This window comes from Bradyrhizobium sp. Ash2021, assembly GCF_031202265.1.
Classification (GTDB): domain Bacteria; phylum Pseudomonadota; class Alphaproteobacteria; order Rhizobiales; family Xanthobacteraceae; genus Bradyrhizobium.
Genome location: NZ_CP100604.1, coordinates 140,823 through 155,341, shown reverse-complemented (window position 1 = coordinate 155,341; position 14,519 = coordinate 140,823). Strand labels below are relative to the sequence as shown.

Annotated in this window: 13 protein-coding genes; 5 read left to right on the top strand and 8 right to left on the bottom strand. The window is 64.0% G+C overall.

All coding sequences use genetic code 11. From position 1 onward, the window contains the following. Positions 1–11: 11 nt before the first annotated feature. On the bottom strand, positions 12–155 hold the full coding sequence (locus tag NL528_RS00730; protein ID WP_375143969.1) for a LysR family transcriptional regulator: 144 nt from the start codon (positions 153–155) through the stop codon (positions 12–14). A gap of 107 nt (positions 156–262) precedes the next feature. Here NL528_RS00730 and NL528_RS00725 point away from each other — a divergent pair, with 107 nt between their 5' ends. Beyond that, positions 263–1,432, top strand: coding sequence for a CoA transferase (locus NL528_RS00725; RefSeq protein WP_309180857.1), 1,170 nt, complete (start codon positions 263–265; stop codon positions 1,430–1,432). A gap of 8 nt (positions 1,433–1,440) precedes the next feature. Continuing rightward, the gene (locus tag NL528_RS00720; protein WP_309180856.1) at positions 1,441–2,388 is read left to right on the top strand and encodes a hydroxymethylglutaryl-CoA lyase; all 948 of its coding nucleotides are present in this window, start codon (positions 1,441–1,443) and stop codon (positions 2,386–2,388) included. Between the two features lie 201 nt (positions 2,389–2,589). On the opposite strand, the gene NL528_RS00715 is transcribed toward NL528_RS00720, so the two are convergent. Next, positions 2,590–4,959: a heavy metal translocating P-type ATPase gene (locus tag NL528_RS00715; RefSeq protein ID WP_309180855.1), complete on the bottom strand. Its 2,370-nt coding sequence runs from the start codon at positions 4,957–4,959 to the stop codon at positions 2,590–2,592. Positions 4,960–5,014: 55 nt separating this feature from the next. On the opposite strand from NL528_RS00715, the gene NL528_RS00710 reads away from it, so the two are divergent. Together NL528_RS00710 and NL528_RS00705 are read left to right on the top strand one after the other, a co-directional pair. Then, positions 5,015–5,290, top strand: a complete 276-nt coding sequence (locus NL528_RS00710; protein WP_027540012.1) for a metal-sensitive transcriptional regulator — start codon at positions 5,015–5,017, stop codon at positions 5,288–5,290. Positions 5,291–5,510: 220 nt separating this feature from the next. Further along, the gene (locus tag NL528_RS00705) at positions 5,511–6,131 is read left to right on the top strand and encodes a class I SAM-dependent methyltransferase (protein ID WP_309180854.1); all 621 of its coding nucleotides are present in this window, start codon (positions 5,511–5,513) and stop codon (positions 6,129–6,131) included. Between the two features lie 32 nt (positions 6,132–6,163). On the opposite strand, the gene NL528_RS00700 is transcribed toward NL528_RS00705, so the two are convergent. Further along, positions 6,164–7,135 (bottom strand): YiiX/YebB-like N1pC/P60 family cysteine hydrolase, encoded by a 972-nt coding sequence (locus tag NL528_RS00700; RefSeq protein WP_309180853.1) that lies wholly within the window; start codon positions 7,133–7,135, stop codon positions 6,164–6,166. Between the two features lie 192 nt (positions 7,136–7,327). Here NL528_RS00700 and NL528_RS00695 point away from each other — a divergent pair, with 192 nt between their 5' ends. Then, positions 7,328–8,755: an NAD(P)/FAD-dependent oxidoreductase gene (locus NL528_RS00695; RefSeq protein WP_309180852.1), complete on the top strand. Its 1,428-nt coding sequence runs from the start codon at positions 7,328–7,330 to the stop codon at positions 8,753–8,755. Between the two features lie 29 nt (positions 8,756–8,784). Here the strand turns inward: NL528_RS00695 and NL528_RS00690 are convergent, their stop codons facing one another. Genes NL528_RS00690 through pheS form a run of 5 tightly spaced genes read right to left on the bottom strand, consistent with a single transcriptional unit; the run spans position 8,785 to position 14,500 of the window. Continuing rightward, entirely contained in the window at positions 8,785–9,729 is a 945-nt protein-coding gene (locus tag NL528_RS00690; RefSeq protein WP_309180851.1) for an MBL fold metallo-hydrolase, read from the bottom strand. A gap of 40 nt (positions 9,730–9,769) precedes the next feature. Further along, the gene (locus NL528_RS00685; protein WP_309180850.1) at positions 9,770–10,546 is read right to left on the bottom strand and encodes a sulfite exporter TauE/SafE family protein; all 777 of its coding nucleotides are present in this window, start codon (positions 10,544–10,546) and stop codon (positions 9,770–9,772) included. A 53-nt stretch (positions 10,547–10,599) separates the two neighbouring features. After that, positions 10,600–13,008 (bottom strand): phenylalanine--tRNA ligase subunit beta, encoded by a 2,409-nt coding sequence (gene pheT, locus NL528_RS00680; protein ID WP_309180849.1) that lies wholly within the window; start codon positions 13,006–13,008, stop codon positions 10,600–10,602. Then, positions 13,005–13,421, bottom strand: a complete 417-nt coding sequence (locus NL528_RS00675; RefSeq protein WP_309180848.1) for an ASCH domain-containing protein — start codon at positions 13,419–13,421, stop codon at positions 13,005–13,007. The genes pheT and NL528_RS00675 overlap by 4 nt, the downstream gene beginning before the upstream one ends. After that, positions 13,418–14,500, bottom strand: coding sequence for a phenylalanine--tRNA ligase subunit alpha (gene pheS, locus NL528_RS00670; protein WP_309180847.1), 1,083 nt, complete (start codon positions 14,498–14,500; stop codon positions 13,418–13,420). Before pheS ends, NL528_RS00675 begins: the two co-directional genes overlap by 4 nt. Between the last annotated feature and the right edge of the window lie 19 nt (positions 14,501–14,519).

Genomic DNA, 14,519 nt, shown 5'->3' with positions numbered 1-14,519 from the left:
AATCCTGACGGTCAGTTCTCCGGTAACATTATTGATGAGGCAATGCGTATGTGATGGCTGAGCGCCGATTGCGCGACATTGGCCTGATCCGCCGCCCGCGACAGGTTGCGCTGCTCGTAAACGGCGATGAAATACCGAAGCTGGCGCGAATCCATGAATTTGCGTTCTAGAATGGTGAATGCACTATTCGACAGATTATATTTTTCAGATGGCGTGTGAAGGCCTAGCTTAAGACCAAGATCCAACGGGTACGGGAGAAGACATGACCGGGACGGGACTGCCGCTGGACGGCGTAAGGGTCGTCGAGATGACCCATATGGTGATGGGTCCGACCTGCGGCATGATTCTGGCGCAACTGGGCGCCGAGGTGATCAAGGTCGAACCACCCGCTGGCGACAAGACCCGCTCTCTTGGCGGCATGGGAACCTCGTTCTTCCCGCTGTTCAACCGCGGAAAACGCAGCGTCGTGCTCGACTTCGCCAAGGCCGAGGACCGCGAGACGATGCACCGGCTGCTCGCCAGCGCCGACGTCTTTCTGGAGAATTTTCGCGATGGGCAGCTGGAGAAGCAGGGCCTCGGCACCGAAGAGTTGCGCAGAAAACATCCGCATCTGATCGTCGCCGGTCACAAGGGCTTTCTGTCCGGACCCTATGAACACCGCCCGGCGCTCGACGAGGTCGTGCAGATGATGTCGGGGCTCGCCGCCATGACCGGCACCCAGGAAAAGCCGCAGCGGGTCGGCTCGTCCGCCAACGACATCATGGGCGGCATGTTCGGCGCGATTTCGATCCTGGCGGCGCTGTACCAGAAGCGCGGCGGCCGCACCGACGGCGCCGATATCCGGATCGGGCTGTTCGAGAACTGCCTGTTCCTGGTCGCGCAGCACATGGTCGAATATGAAATGACCGGCCGGAAGCCGCGCTCGATGCCGGAACGCGAGCACGCCTGGCCGATCTACGACATTTTCGATACCGCCGGCGGTGGCCGCATCTTCATCGGCGTCGTCACCGAGGGCCATTGGCAGAGCTTTTGCCGCGAGTTCGGCTTGCAGGAATTTTCCGACGATCCGACCCTGCGCAACACCACCGATCGCATTCTGGCGCGGGCCCGGATCATTCCGCGCGTCGCTGAAGTGATCAAGCGCTGGAACGTGACGGATCTGTCCGCCAAGCTCGACGAACTCAATATCTGCTTCTCGCCGATCAACCGCCCCGAAGATTTGTTAAGGGATCCGCACGTGCTGCGCCCCGGCGGGCTGGTGCAGAACTTCAATGCCGACGGTGCCCCGTTCCGGGTTCCCGCGCTTCCGATCGAATGGAATGGCGGTAATATCGGCGAAGGACTCAAAGTGCCCGTGCTCGGCGCCGACACCGAAAAGGTTCGCGCCGAACTCGAACGGCAGAATCTTTCCTCAACCGACAACGCTGCATGAGGCCTGAGATGACCCGCGTCCAAGATGTCTATCCCGACAACAAGGTGATCCTGCGCGAAGTGGGCCTGCGCGACGGCCTGCAGCTGGTGAAGAAGTTTCCCTCGACCGCGGCAAAACAGCGCTGGATCCGCGACGAATACGCCGCCGGCGTGCGGAATTTCGAGGTCGGCTCATTCCTGCCCGCCAAGACGTTTCCGCAATTCGCCGATGTCCGCGATATCGTCCAGACCGTGGCGTCGCTGCCGGGCGCCTATGGTATCGCACTGGCGCTGAACGAACGCGGCGTCAACGAGGCGCTGGCGTCGGGGGTTGCCGAAGTCGCCACCGTGGTCTCGGCGACGGAGGAGCACAGCCAGGCCAATGCCAACCGCTCGCGCGAATCCGCGATCGCCAACGTCAAGCGCCTCTGCGAATTGCGCGACGCCAGCGCGCACAGACCGGTCGTCAATGCCGCGATCTCGATGGCGCTGGGTTGTTCGATCGTTGGTCCCGTCGATCCCAATGAAGTGCTGCGGCTGACCGAAAAATTGTATGAGGCGGGCGTCGATATGGTCGCGATCGCCGACACCGTCGGCTATGCCGGGCCGAAGCAGGTGGGTGAGTTGACCAAGGGCGCGGTCAGGATCGCGGGATCGAAGCCGGTCTGCGTTCATCTGCACGATACCCGCGGCATGGGCATCGCCAATGCGTCTGCCGCCCTCGATGCCGGGGCGCGCGTGCTCGACGGCTCGCTCGGCGGGCTCGGTGGCTGCCCGTTCGCGCCCGGCGCCACCGGCAATGTGGTGTTCGAGGACCTCGTGTTCCTGTGCGAGAGCAAGGGATTTCCGACCGGCATCGATCTGGAAAAACTGATCGCGGTCCGCGCGATCCTGCGCGCGGAAATGCCGGGCGAGACGCTGTATGGCGGGCTGGCCCGCGCCGGGCTGCCGTGCGGAACGGCGGCCAAGGCGGCGTGATCTACTTCTCCCTCGCCCCGTACTTACGGGGAGAGGGTTGGGGTGAGGGGCTCTCTCCAAGATCTGAGACCTCACGATAGACCAGTACCCCCTCACCCGGATTTTTCGCTACGCGTAAAATCCGACCTCTCCCCGCAAGCGGGGCGAGGTGACCTCTCGCGCGTGCCGACGAGCACGCTCGCATCCAGCGATGCGGCTCAATTACAGCCGCGTCACCCGCAGCCGCAGCGCATTGCCGACCACGCTCACCGATGACAGCGCCATGGCAGCGGCGGCGATGATCGGCGACAGCAGCAGTCCGAAGGCCGGATAGAGAATGCCGGCCGCAATCGGAATGCCGGCGGCGTTGTAGATGAACGCGAAGAACAGGTTCTGCCGGATGTTGCTCATGGTCGCCTGCGACAGAAGGCGGGCGCGGACGATGCCGCCGAGATCGCCCTTCAACAGCGTAATGCCGGCACTCTCCATCGCAACGTCAGTGCCGGTGCCCATGGCGATGCCGACTTCGGCGGCGGCAAGGGCCGGGGCGTCGTTGACGCCGTCCCCGGCCATGGCGACGATCCGGCCGGCCTTCTGTAGCCTGGCGACCACCCCGCTCTTCTGATCCGGAAGCACTTCCGCCTCGACATCTGTGATCCCGAGCGTCCGCGCGACGGCGCTCGCCGTGGTGCGGTTGTCTCCGGTCAGCATGATGACCTTGACGCCCTCCGCCGCCAGTGCCTTCAGCGTCTCAGGCGTCGTCGCCTTGACCGGATCGGCGATGGCAAACAGTCCGGCCAGTCTGCCGTCGACGGCAATGTTGATCACCGTGGCGCCATCGCCGCGCAGGCGTTCGCCCTGTTCGTGCAGCGACTGAGTTTCGATGCCGAGCGATGCGAAATAGTTCGCATTGCCCAACAGAACCGTCTTGCCGTCGACCTTGCCGGTCGCGCCCTTGCCGGTCGGCGAATCGAAATCCTCGACCTCGCCCACATCGAGGTTGCGTTCGCGGGCGGCCCTGACGATCGCGTCGGCCAGCGGATGCTCACTGGCGCGCTCGACGCTGGCGGCCAGCCGCAGGATTTCGGCTTCCTGAAAGCCAGCCGCGGCAACGATCGAGACCACCTTCGGCTTGCCTTCGGTCAGCGTTCCCGTCTTGTCGACCACCAGCGTGTCGATTTTTTCCATCCGCTCCAGCGCTTCGGCGTTCTTGATCAGGACGCCGGCCTGGGCGCCGCGGCCGACGCCGACCATGATCGACATCGGCGTGGCAAGGCCGAGCGCGCAGGGACAGGCGATGATGAGCACGCTGACGGCGGCAACGAGGCCGAACGCCATCCGCGGTTCCGGTCCGAACCAGGCCCAGGCGGCAAAGGCGATCAGCGCCACGACGATCACGGTCGGCACGAACCAGCCGGCCACCTGGTCGGCCAGCCGCTGGATCGGTGCGCGCGAGCGTTGCGCCTCCGCCACCATCTTGACGATCTGCGAAAGCAGCGTGTCGCGCCCGACCTTGTCGGCGCGCATCACAAACCCGCCGGATTGATTGAGCGTGCCCGCGATCACCTTGCCGCCGGTCTCCTTCGTGACCGGCATCGATTCGCCGGTCACCAGCGATTCATCGAGCGCGGAACGGCCCTCGAGAATGACGCCGTCCACCGGAACCTTCTCGCCCGGCCGGACGCGCAACCGGTCGCCAACCTGGAGGCTGTCGATTTCGACCTCATGGTCGGCACCGTCATCGCCGATGCGCCGCGCGGTTTTGGGCGCCAGTTCGAGCAGCGCCTTGATGGCGCCCGATGTGGCCTCGCGCGCGCGGAGTTCGAGAACCTGGCCAAGAAGGACGAGCACGGTGATGACGGCGGCGGCCTCAAAGTAGACCGCAACCGCGCCACCATGTCCGCGGAAAGTTGCCGGGAAAATATCCGGCGCGACGGTGCCGACGAGGCTGTAGACATAGGCCACGCCGGTGCCCATCGCGATCAGGGTGAACATGTTGAGATTGCGCGTCAGCAGCGATTGCCAGCCGCGCACGAAGAACGGCCAGCCCGCCCAGAGCACAACGGGTGTTGCGAAGGCGAGCTGAATCCAGTTCGACAAGGTCTGATCGATCAAGCCGTGTCCGCCGACCAGATGACCGCCCATTTCAAGAACGACGGCCGGCAGGGCCAGCACCAGGCCGACCCAGAACCGTCGCGTCATGTCGGCAAGTTCGGGGTTGGGCGGCGCATCCAGGCTTACGACATCGGGCTCCAGCGCCATGCCGCAGATCGGGCAGCTTCCGGGGCCGGCCTGACGGATCTCTGGATGCATCGGACAGGTGTAGATCGTGCCTTCCGGCACGTCGGCTTTCGGCTTGCTGCCTTCGAGATAGGCTGCGGGATCGGCGACAAATTTGGTCCGGCAGCCGGCCGAGCAGAAATGAAAAGTCTCGTCGCGGTAATCAAACTGATGCTTGCTGGTCGCGGGATCGACCGACATGCCGCAGACGGGGTCGCGCGCAGTTGCGTGGCTGTGGGCATGATGGTCGCCATGGCCGTGGCCGGCATGATCGTGAGCCCCGCCGCAGCAACCGGTCTTCGCTTCGCTCATCGCACTTTCCCAATATCCACTTGTAACCTATACCCTGTAGGGGTATATAGGCGGGATGCGAAAAGACATCAAGGCTTCCTGTCAAAAGCGCCTGAGCCGGATCGAAGGCCAGGTCCGTGGCCTGTCGAAAATGGTCGACGAGGACCGCTACTGCATCGACATCGTCACGCAGATTTCCGCGGTGCGTGCCGCGCTGCGGCGCGTCGAGGAAGAGGTGCTCCGGGATCACGTGTCGCATTGCGTCGAACATGCGATCACCAGCGGCAACAAGGCCGACCAACGGGAAAAGATCGCGGAACTGATGGCGGTGATTGGCCGGTCTGACCGCTAGTCTCACGCCGGCCGGCTCACATGCTCGGAGCCCAAGCGGGAGTTGCAGCCTGAAGCTATCTGTATGCCCATCGCGCGTTGATCCGGATCACGCCTCTGTAATGGGACAGCGGAATATCCGCACCATCGCAAAGCAGGGCCTTCCGTGCGACGGTTCCGTGCCCACATTGGCCGGAATGACGTGACCTGCCCTCCCGGCGTCGGGAATTCAGGAGTGCGCGATGGGATTTTACAACGACGTCATCCTGCCGAGGCTCTGCGATCTTGCGATGCGCAACGCGCAACTTCTGCCTTTTCGTGAGCGCGTGATTGGTGCAGCGGAGGGCAGGGTGCTCGAGATCGGTGTCGGCTCGGGATTGAACCTGCCGTTCTATCGTTCGTCCGTGCAGGAGGTCCTGGCGCTCGAACCGTCGCCACGGCTTGTGCGTATGGCGCGTGGCGTCTCACACCAGGCGAAGACGCCGGTCAGCTTCCTCGAGGCTTCCGCCGAGGCCATTCCGCTCGACCAACATTGCGTCGATACCATCGTCACGACCTGGACCATGTGCTCGATCCCGCACGCCGCTACCGCACTCGCAGAGATGCGGCGCGTATTGCGGCCGGGCGGCAAGCTCCTGTTCGTCGAGCACGGTCAGGCACCCGACGCGGGCGTGCGCTGGTGGCAGGATCGGCTGACGCCAGTATGGAAATGCTGCAGCGGAGGCTGCCATCTCAATCGCCCGATTCGCTCGATGATCGAAGGCGCGGGTTTTGCTATTGACCGGATCGAGACCGGCTATATCCCGGGGCCGGGGCCGAGGCCGATGACGTTCATGTATGAAGGCAGCGCCCGGCCGAACTGATGATGCCGAGGAGAGGGCCATCGATGCACGCTCTAAGCGGCCACCTTCCCGCGGGGACGGGTGCGGCGCTCTGGCGGTCGCACCGGAACATATTCGACCGCGAGGAAATGCTCTGACACGGTCACGCGCTCGACCCGCGCGGCTTCGCTCACTTCCGCAACCGGAAGCGGCGCCTCTTGGTCAGTCTCTTCAGGAACAAGTGACGGCGACTCGATCTCTGGAAACACACCGAATTCGCCGGCTACCTCCTGGAGCGGCTTCTGCTTGTCGGCCCAATGCAGGGCCAGATAGTCGAAGCCGTGCACGATGGTGGGTTTGACGACTTCGAAATAGGGCGAGATATCGAAATCGCGCGGCATGTACAGCGACGAATCGCGGATGTGCAGAATTTCGCGCCGGGCCTTCCGGGAGGCGGCGCGCGTGATCTTGGGCAGGATCGGATAGCGCACGGCGTCGAACGCCTGCGCGATCAGCGCCGAACAGATGATCTTGGTGGGATCGCCGGAGCCGAACGCAATTATGCGCCGCCGCCATCGCTGCGGCACCGGTAACGGAATCAGATAGCGCATCAGATCGACGATGTTCTTGGTGTCGTAGCCGAAGCCGATCCGGTTGATGGCATAGCGGCACACCGTGGTGCGGTCTTCATAGGACAGGCCGACCGGGCGGCACACGCGGGTGTGATACGGATAATATTTCGACAGCGGCGCCGAGGTGACGCCTTCGCCGATATTGGCCTCGATCAGGACATGCGGCTCGCCGTCGGGTTCGGTCGCGCCATCGATTGCGCCGACATACAGCGCTGCATGCGACCAGGTCGACTGCGTGAGGTATTTGATGATGCCGGAAATTCGGTTGTTGCCTTCGACCAGCAGGACGTCGCCGGCCTGGACCACGCCACGCAGATGTTCCGGATCGCTGGGCGTGAACGGCTCATAGCCCGGGACTTCCTTCTGCAGGTACCCCGCAATCAGCTGGCCGATGGTATCGAGCATTACGCCCATGAAACTCTCCCCAAGAGCGGCTTCCCGTCCGCTTTTTTCTTGTCCCTTAGCATGGTCGCAAGCCGTTTCAATTTAGTTCATGCATCGCGTCGATCAATCATGATTGATTTACCATGAGTGTTGCTGCGCGCCGTGAGATGCGGCACAGTTCGCTAGCTGTTCTCTTTCTTTCAAGTCTCCGGAAACCATGACATGACAATGACCCGCCGCGATTTCCTGTCGGCGTCCGCTGGCCTCGCGGTGACGCCGATGCTTGGCGGCAGGGTCTTTGGCGCACAATTGTCACGCGATGCTGACATTGTCGTGATCGGCGCCGGCGCCGCCGGCATTGCTGCGGCGCGGCGGATCCAGGCCGCGAACCGCAAGGTGATCGTGGTGGAGGCGGCGAGCCAGATCGGTGGCCGATGTCAGACCGATATCTCGACCTTCGAGGTGCCGTTCGATCGCGGCGCGCGCTGGATGCACAATCCCGAGACCAACCCGATGATCAGGCTCGCGCGCGCCGCGGGGCTTGAGATCACGACCGCGCCCTCAGGCCAGAAGATTCGCATCGGCCGCCGCAACGCTCGCCCAGGCGAAACCGAGGAATTTCTGGCCGCTCTGGTGCGCGCCAACCGCGCCATCGACGACGCCTCGCGCAAATCGGATATTTCCTGCGCGTCGGTGTTGCCAAAGGATCTCGGCGAATGGGCGGGCACGGCGGAGTTCTTGCTCGGCGCCAATTTTTCGGGCAAGGACCTCAAGGATGTCTCCGTCGCCGACAAGGCCCGCGCGCAGGATCGCAACACCGCGATCACCTGCCGTCAGGGGCTCGGCACGCTGATCGCCAAGCTCGGCGAGCCGATTCCGTTGTCGCTCTCGACGCCGGCGAACCGCATCTCCTGGGGTAGCCGCGACGTCACGGTGGAGACACCGGCGGGCAAGATCGTCGCACGCGCCGCTGTTATCACCGTGTCGAGCAATGTACTGGCCGCCGGCAACATCAAATTCGCCCCCGACATTCCCAAGCGCACGCTCGACGCCGCGGCCAAATTGAGCCTCGGCAGTTATGACCGGATCGCGCTGCAGATGCCGGGCAATCCACTGAACCTGGCCCGCGATGACATCATCATCGAGCAGAGCACTTCGACGCGAACGGCGCTGTTGTTCGCCAACATGGGTGCATCCTCGCTGTGTACGATCGATGTCGCGGGTTCGTTCGGCCGCGATCTCTCCGCCCAGGGCGAGCAGGCCATGGTGGCGTTCGCAGTGGAGTGGCTGACGAAACTGTTCGGCAGCGATGCTGCCGCCGCGGTCAAGAAATCGAGCGCCACCCGCTGGAATGCCGCGCCGTTTGCGCTGGGCGCAATGTCGGTGGCGGCGCCGGGCGCGCAGCCGTCGCGAAAAATCCTGAGCGAGCCGATCGGCTGCATGTACCTCGCGGGCGAAGCCACCCATGAAACGTTGTGGGGCACCATCGACGGCGCCTGGGAAAGCGGCGAGCGGGCGGCGGAAGCGGCGTTGCGACGGATCGGCGCCTTGAAAGACGCCGAACCAGTGGGAGCACCCGCGCGGGCGCCGAAGCAGCGGCGGCGTTCGGCGCCGTCAAGATCGGCAGCGCCGGCGTCGCCGATCCAATGATGGCGTTCTTACCCTCCAGGGGGTGAAAGTTACACCGGCAGCTTCAATTCCATCAAATCCCTGGCGACGATGAGGCGGCCCTTGAAGTGCTTTTTCGCCTCGCTGCTCCATTGCTCGTCCGTCACGTCGAGCTCGCCGGGCACGAGGTGGCTCATGACCAGCACCTTGACCTGCGCGGCGTCGGCGATGCGGCCGACGTCTTCGGCGGCGGTGTGGCTCTCGAGCAGATGCTTCTTCAGCGTGGCGCCGTTCTTGACCCTGGTCACCAGGCGATCGACCCAGGGAAGATAGATCGCTTCGTGCACCAGCACGTCGGCTCCCTTGGCGAATTCGGCCAGCTTCGGATTGTAATTGGTATCGCTGGAGAACACGATCGTGCCATCCGGCGTCTCGAACTTATAGGCGAAATTGTCAGTGATCGGGGGGTGCGGGGTCCGGAACGCGGTCACCTTCACGTCCGGCGTCTGCAGCACCACGCCGTCCTCGGTGATGTCCTTGGCGATCAACAGCTTGCGCGGATCGGGACGGCCTTCGTCCTCGATGCGTGTATCGACGTCGAATTTGTTCAGCTCCCAATAGGTCTTGGTCATCGCCTCGATACCCTTGGGGCCGAACGAGTGGATCGGCGCCGACAGGCCGGTGGCCCAGGCGTTGTAGACGAGGTTGCCGTATTCGAGGTTGTGGTCGGAATGGTGATGGCTGATGAAAATATACTTCACCGATTCCAGCGGCACGCCGGCGCTGACGAGTTGGTGGCTGACGCCCATGCCGCAGTCGATCACGAACGGCGTGTCGTTCACCATCACCAGATTGGCCGGGTTGGAAGGTCCGACGCCGACGCGCGGTCCGCCTTTGGTGCCGAGGAACACGATTTTCGTGCGCGGTTTCGTCGGTGCCTGCGCCAAGACGGCAGGCGCGGCCAGTGCTGCGGCGCCGCCGAGCGTCAGTTTCAGCGCATTGCGGCGATCGATCATAACGCTCTCCCCCTGAATTTTCTTGTCCGTTGCAGCCAGCCTAGCCGCTGCGCAGCACGCCGTCGAGCGCCGGCAGGCCGATGAGAACCGCCGCCGCGATCAGGGCGTAGCAGATCGCGCGAAACAGTGCCTCGCTGGCCTTGCCGAACAACGACGCGCCGAACCAGACGCCGATGGCGTAGACCGGGCCGACGACAAGCGAAAACTTGATCGAATCCGCCGTGATCAGCCCGGTCAGGGAATAACTGACCACGGAAAAGAAATCCGAGGCGCCGAAAAACAGCAGGATGTTGGCGCGTGCGATCGTGGAAACAATCGGTCGTCCCAGCCAGTAGCCGACGATCGGCGGCCCGCCCGTCTGGGCCAGACCGCTGCAAAAGCCGGATAGTCCGCCGATGCCGACGGAAATCGCCGCATGGTCCTTGCCCCGGTAACGCCAGCCCGATAGCAGCAGCAGCAACAGCGCGAACACGAATCCCGAGATGATCCAGCGTGTCGTCACCGGCTCGAGCCGGCTGAGGAAGTAGGTTCCAATGGGTACGCCCACCAGGGCGCCAAGCACTATGACCGCGGTCGCCTTGCGGTCGGCCTGCTTCCAGGCATTCGGAAGCAGCGGCGCGGCCGCGATGAAATCGATGATCAGCAGCAGCGCGGCGACCAGACGAGGGGCGGCGATGCTGCTCGCCAGCGGCATGAAGATCAGCGCGGAGCCGAAGCCGGAAAATCCGCGCGCGGTGCCCGACACAAAGGCGATGGCACAGACCGCGATCGCGGCGTTGAGGCTGACGTCGGAGGGGATGAGGCCCAAAGGACTCATGCCCTATTCCCTGAGCATGATGTCATCGGAAAACCGCTCCCCACTTTTCCGCATCATCCCCGCAATGTTCCACCCGTCTTCTTCGTGACTTCAGCGACGATCTTCGCGGCGACCGCGTCGATCTCCTGATCGGTCAACGTCTTCTCGCGCGGCTGGATGGTCACCGCAATCGCGATCGATTTCTTAGCCTCATCGATGCCCTTGCCCTCGTAGACGTCGAACACCGTGACATCCGTGATCAGCTTCTTGTCGACACCCTGCGCCGCGCGCACGATGTCGCCGGCCTTGACGCCGCGATCGACGATGAAGGCGAAATCCCGCGACACCGGCTGGAATGCGGAGAGTTCAAGCACCGGCTTGGCGCGGGTCGGCCGCTGCTTGGCATCGGGAACGCGGTCGAGGATCACTTCGAACGCGATCAGCGGACCATCGGCGCCGAGCGCCTCCAGAGCGCGCGGATGCAGCTCGCCGAAATATCCAAGCACGTTTTGCGGACCGATCTGGATGGTGCCGGAACGGCCCGGATGCAGCCAGCCGGGCCCGCCGGGCACGATTTGCAGCGCCTGCATCGGCGCGCCCGCAGCCGCGAGCACCGCAAACGCGTCGGCCTTGGCGTCGAGCGCATCCGCCATGGCCGCACCCGACCAATGCCGCCCCATGCCTTTCGCGGACGCAAAGCCGTGGCGCACGCCAGCGGCCGCGACCAGTTGATTCTCGGGCTTGTCGCCCTTGAAGACCTGACCGACCTCGAACAGCGCGACATCGGACGAGCCGCGATTGGCATTCGCCTGCGCGGCTGCGACCAGACCTGGCAGCAGGCTCGGCCGCATGTCCGAGAGATCCGACGCGATCGGGTTGGCCAGCGTGAGTTCAGCCTGGCCGCCGCCGAACAATTCGGCTGATGGTTTCGAGATGAACGACCACGTCACCGCTTCGACCATGCCGCGCGCGGCGAGCCCGCGCTTGGCGCGGCGGGTGCGGAGCTGGATCGTGGTGAGCACCGGCTTGCGCGGTGCGTCGCCGCGATCGAACGGCGTCATCGGCACCTTGTCGACGCCGACGATGCGCACGATCTCCTCGACGATATCGGCCTTGCCGTGAACGTCCGTGCGCCACGAGGGTATCGCGACCTTCACCACCGGGCCGCTGCCGGCCATCATGAAGCCGAGATGGCCGAGGATGCGCCGCACTTCGGGGAACGGCACCTCGATTCCGGCGAGGCGCTTGATCTCGGCGAGCGGGAAATCGATCACGCGGTCTTCGCCAAAGGGATTGCCGACGACGACGTTCTCCGACGGCGTGCCGCCGCACAATTCCAGCACCAGCCGGGTTGCCATCTCCAGCCCCGGCACCATGAAGGCCGGGTCGACGCCACGTTCGAACCGATAGCGGGCGTCCGAATTGATGCCGAGCTTGCGGCCGGACTGCGCAATGTTGATTTCGTTCCACAGCGCCGATTCGATCAGCACGTCCGTGGTGTTCTCGTCGCAGCCGGAGGCTTCGCCGCCCATGATGCCGGCGAGCGATTCGACGCCGTGTTCGTCCGCGATGACGCAGACGCCGCGGTCGAGCGTGTAGGTGCGGCCGTCCAGCGCCAGCAGGGTCTCGCCGTCGCGCGCGCGGCGCACGGTGAGATTGCCCGTCACTTTCCTGGCATCGAACACATGCAAGGGACGAGCGCGGTCGTAGGTCATGAAGTTGGTGATATCGACCAGTGCATTGATCGGCCGCAATCCGATCGAGGTCAGGCGCTTCTGCAGCCACTCCGGCGAGGGGCCGTTCTTGACGCCGCGCACCAGCCGCAGCGCAAAGCCCGGGCACAGCGTGGCGTCTTCGACCGTCACCTTCACCGGGCAGGGGAATTCACCCTTGATCTGCTTGATGCCGGGATCCCTGAACTTGCCCATATCGGCGGCGGAAAGGTCGCGCGCGATGCCGTGCACGCCGGTGCAGTCCTGCCGGTTCGGCGTCAGATTGATCTCGAGCATGGGATCGCCGAGCCCGGCCCATTCCGCATAGCCTTTGCCGATCGGCGCATCGGCCGGCAGTTCCATGATGCCGTCATGGTCTTCCGAGATTTGCAGTTCGGCGGCCGAGCACAGCATGCCGCGGCTCTCGACGCCTCTGATGGTGCCAACACCGAGCGTGATGTTCTTGCCGGGAATGAAGGTGCCGGGAGCCGAGAACACGCTGATGAGGCCGGCACGCGCATTCGGCGCGCCGCAAACGACCTGCACCGGTGCGCCGCCGTCGCCGGTATCGACCATGCAGACGCGCAGGCGATCGGCGTTCGGATGCTGCTCGGCGGAGATCACGCGCGCGATGCTGAACGGCGAAAGCTGCTTCGCCTTGTCCTCGATATGCTCGACCTCGAGCCCGATCATGGTGAGCTTGTCGGCGAGCTTTTCCAGCGGCTCGTCGGTGTCGAGATGTTCTTTCAGCCAGGAGAGCGTGAATTTCATGATGCAACCCTGCGATCGGCAAAAATCTCTACCAGACGAAAACGCTCGCACATCAGCATCATGTCTTCGCTGAATTTTCCCTGTCGTCCAAAATACCGGCGATGCGCGTCGCGCCAATAGGCGAGGCTGCGGTCGCCTTCGCCCTCTTCATAGGCAAAGGCGGCATCCACATCGCCGAAGCGGCGGTAGGTCACTTCGAGCGTTTCGATCACGCAGCGCGGCGCGCCACGCCCGTCGAGCACAATCCAGAGCTCGCCCGGCGTCGAGGTGTTGGGCTCGTCTTCGGTGCTGCAGGTCGCGGTCTTCACGCCGTTCAGCACGAGTTCGAGCAGCTCGTCGGCGAGCGCCGGGCCGTCGCCGAACGCGAACGAACGCAGGCTCCGATACTTTTCGGGGACGGCGCTTGAGCTCACGAACTCAACCCTCCCGCCAGGGTCGGGACATCGAGCGGCTTGAAGCCGTAATGGGAGAGCCAGCGCACGTCGCTGTCGAACAGCTGCCGCAGATCGGACATACCGTATTTCAGCATCGCGATGCGGTCGATGCCCATGCCCCAGGCAAAGCCCTGATAGACGTCGGGATCGATACCGCAGGCACGCAGCACGCTCGGATGCACCATGCCGCAGCCGAGAATCTCCAGCCAGTCCTCGCCTTCGCCGAAGCGAATTTCGCCCTTGTCGCGGCGGCACTGGATATCGACCTCGAGCGACGGCTCGGTGAACGGAAAGAACGACGGCCGGAACCGCATGTTGATGTGATCGACCTCGAAGAACGCCTTGCAGAACTCGTGCAAAATCCATTTGAGGTGGCCGAGATGCGAGCCCTTGTCGATCACGAGGCCTTCGACCTGGTGAAATTGCGGCGTGTGGGTGGCATCCGAATCGATGCGATAGGTGCGGCCCGGACAGATGATGCGGATCGGCGGCTTCTGGGTGAGCATGGTACGCACCTGCACCGGCGAGGTGTGGGTGCGCAACAGCATGCGCGAACCGTCTTCCCCAGGATTGAAGAAGAAGGTGTCGTGCATCTCTCGCGCCGGATGGCCCTCGGGAAAATTCAGTTTCGTGAAATTATAGTCGTCGGTCTCGATGTCCGGGCCTTCGGCGATCGAAAAACCCATGTCGGCGAAGATGACGTTGACCTCTTCGAAGACCTGGCTGAGCGGATGGATGCGGCCCTGCTCGGCCGGGGCCTCGCGCAGCGGCAGCGTGACGTCGATGGTCTCGGAGGCAAGGCGGGCGTCCAGTGTCGCCGATTTCAGGATATCGCGGCGCGCGGTCAGCGCCTGCGTGACCTTGTCCTTGGCGAGGTTGATCGCGGCGCCCTGGGTCTTGCGCTCGTCCGGCGACATCTTGCCGAGCGTCGACAGCAGCGCGGAGATCGAGCCCTTCTTGCCGAGCGCCGCGACGCGCACGGCTTCGAGGGCGGCCTCGTCGCCGGCGGCGGCGATTTCGGTGAGAATGGTTTGTTCGAGGGTTGGAAGGTCGGACACGGTCAAAATCTCTCTCGCA

Coding starts and splice junctions, on each gene's coding strand:
- NL528_RS00730 (WP_375143969.1), bottom strand. CDS start 155: ATGGATTCGCGCCAGCTTCGGTATTTCATCGCCGTTTACGAGCAGCGC.
- NL528_RS00725 (WP_309180857.1), top strand. CDS start 263: ATGACCGGGACGGGACTGCCGCTGGACGGCGTAAGGGTCGTCGAGATG.
- NL528_RS00720 (WP_309180856.1), top strand. CDS start 1,441: ATGACCCGCGTCCAAGATGTCTATCCCGACAACAAGGTGATCCTGCGC.
- NL528_RS00715 (WP_309180855.1), bottom strand. CDS start 4,959: ATGAGCGAAGCGAAGACCGGTTGCTGCGGCGGGGCTCACGATCATGCC.
- NL528_RS00710 (WP_027540012.1), top strand. CDS start 5,015: ATGCGAAAAGACATCAAGGCTTCCTGTCAAAAGCGCCTGAGCCGGATC.
- NL528_RS00705 (WP_309180854.1), top strand. CDS start 5,511: ATGGGATTTTACAACGACGTCATCCTGCCGAGGCTCTGCGATCTTGCG.
- NL528_RS00700 (WP_309180853.1), bottom strand. CDS start 7,135: ATGGGCGTAATGCTCGATACCATCGGCCAGCTGATTGCGGGGTACCTG.
- NL528_RS00695 (WP_309180852.1), top strand. CDS start 7,328: ATGACAATGACCCGCCGCGATTTCCTGTCGGCGTCCGCTGGCCTCGCG.
- NL528_RS00690 (WP_309180851.1), bottom strand. CDS start 9,729: ATGATCGATCGCCGCAATGCGCTGAAACTGACGCTCGGCGGCGCCGCA.
- NL528_RS00685 (WP_309180850.1), bottom strand. CDS start 10,546: ATGAGTCCTTTGGGCCTCATCCCCTCCGACGTCAGCCTCAACGCCGCG.
- pheT (WP_309180849.1), bottom strand. CDS start 13,008: ATGAAATTCACGCTCTCCTGGCTGAAAGAACATCTCGACACCGACGAG.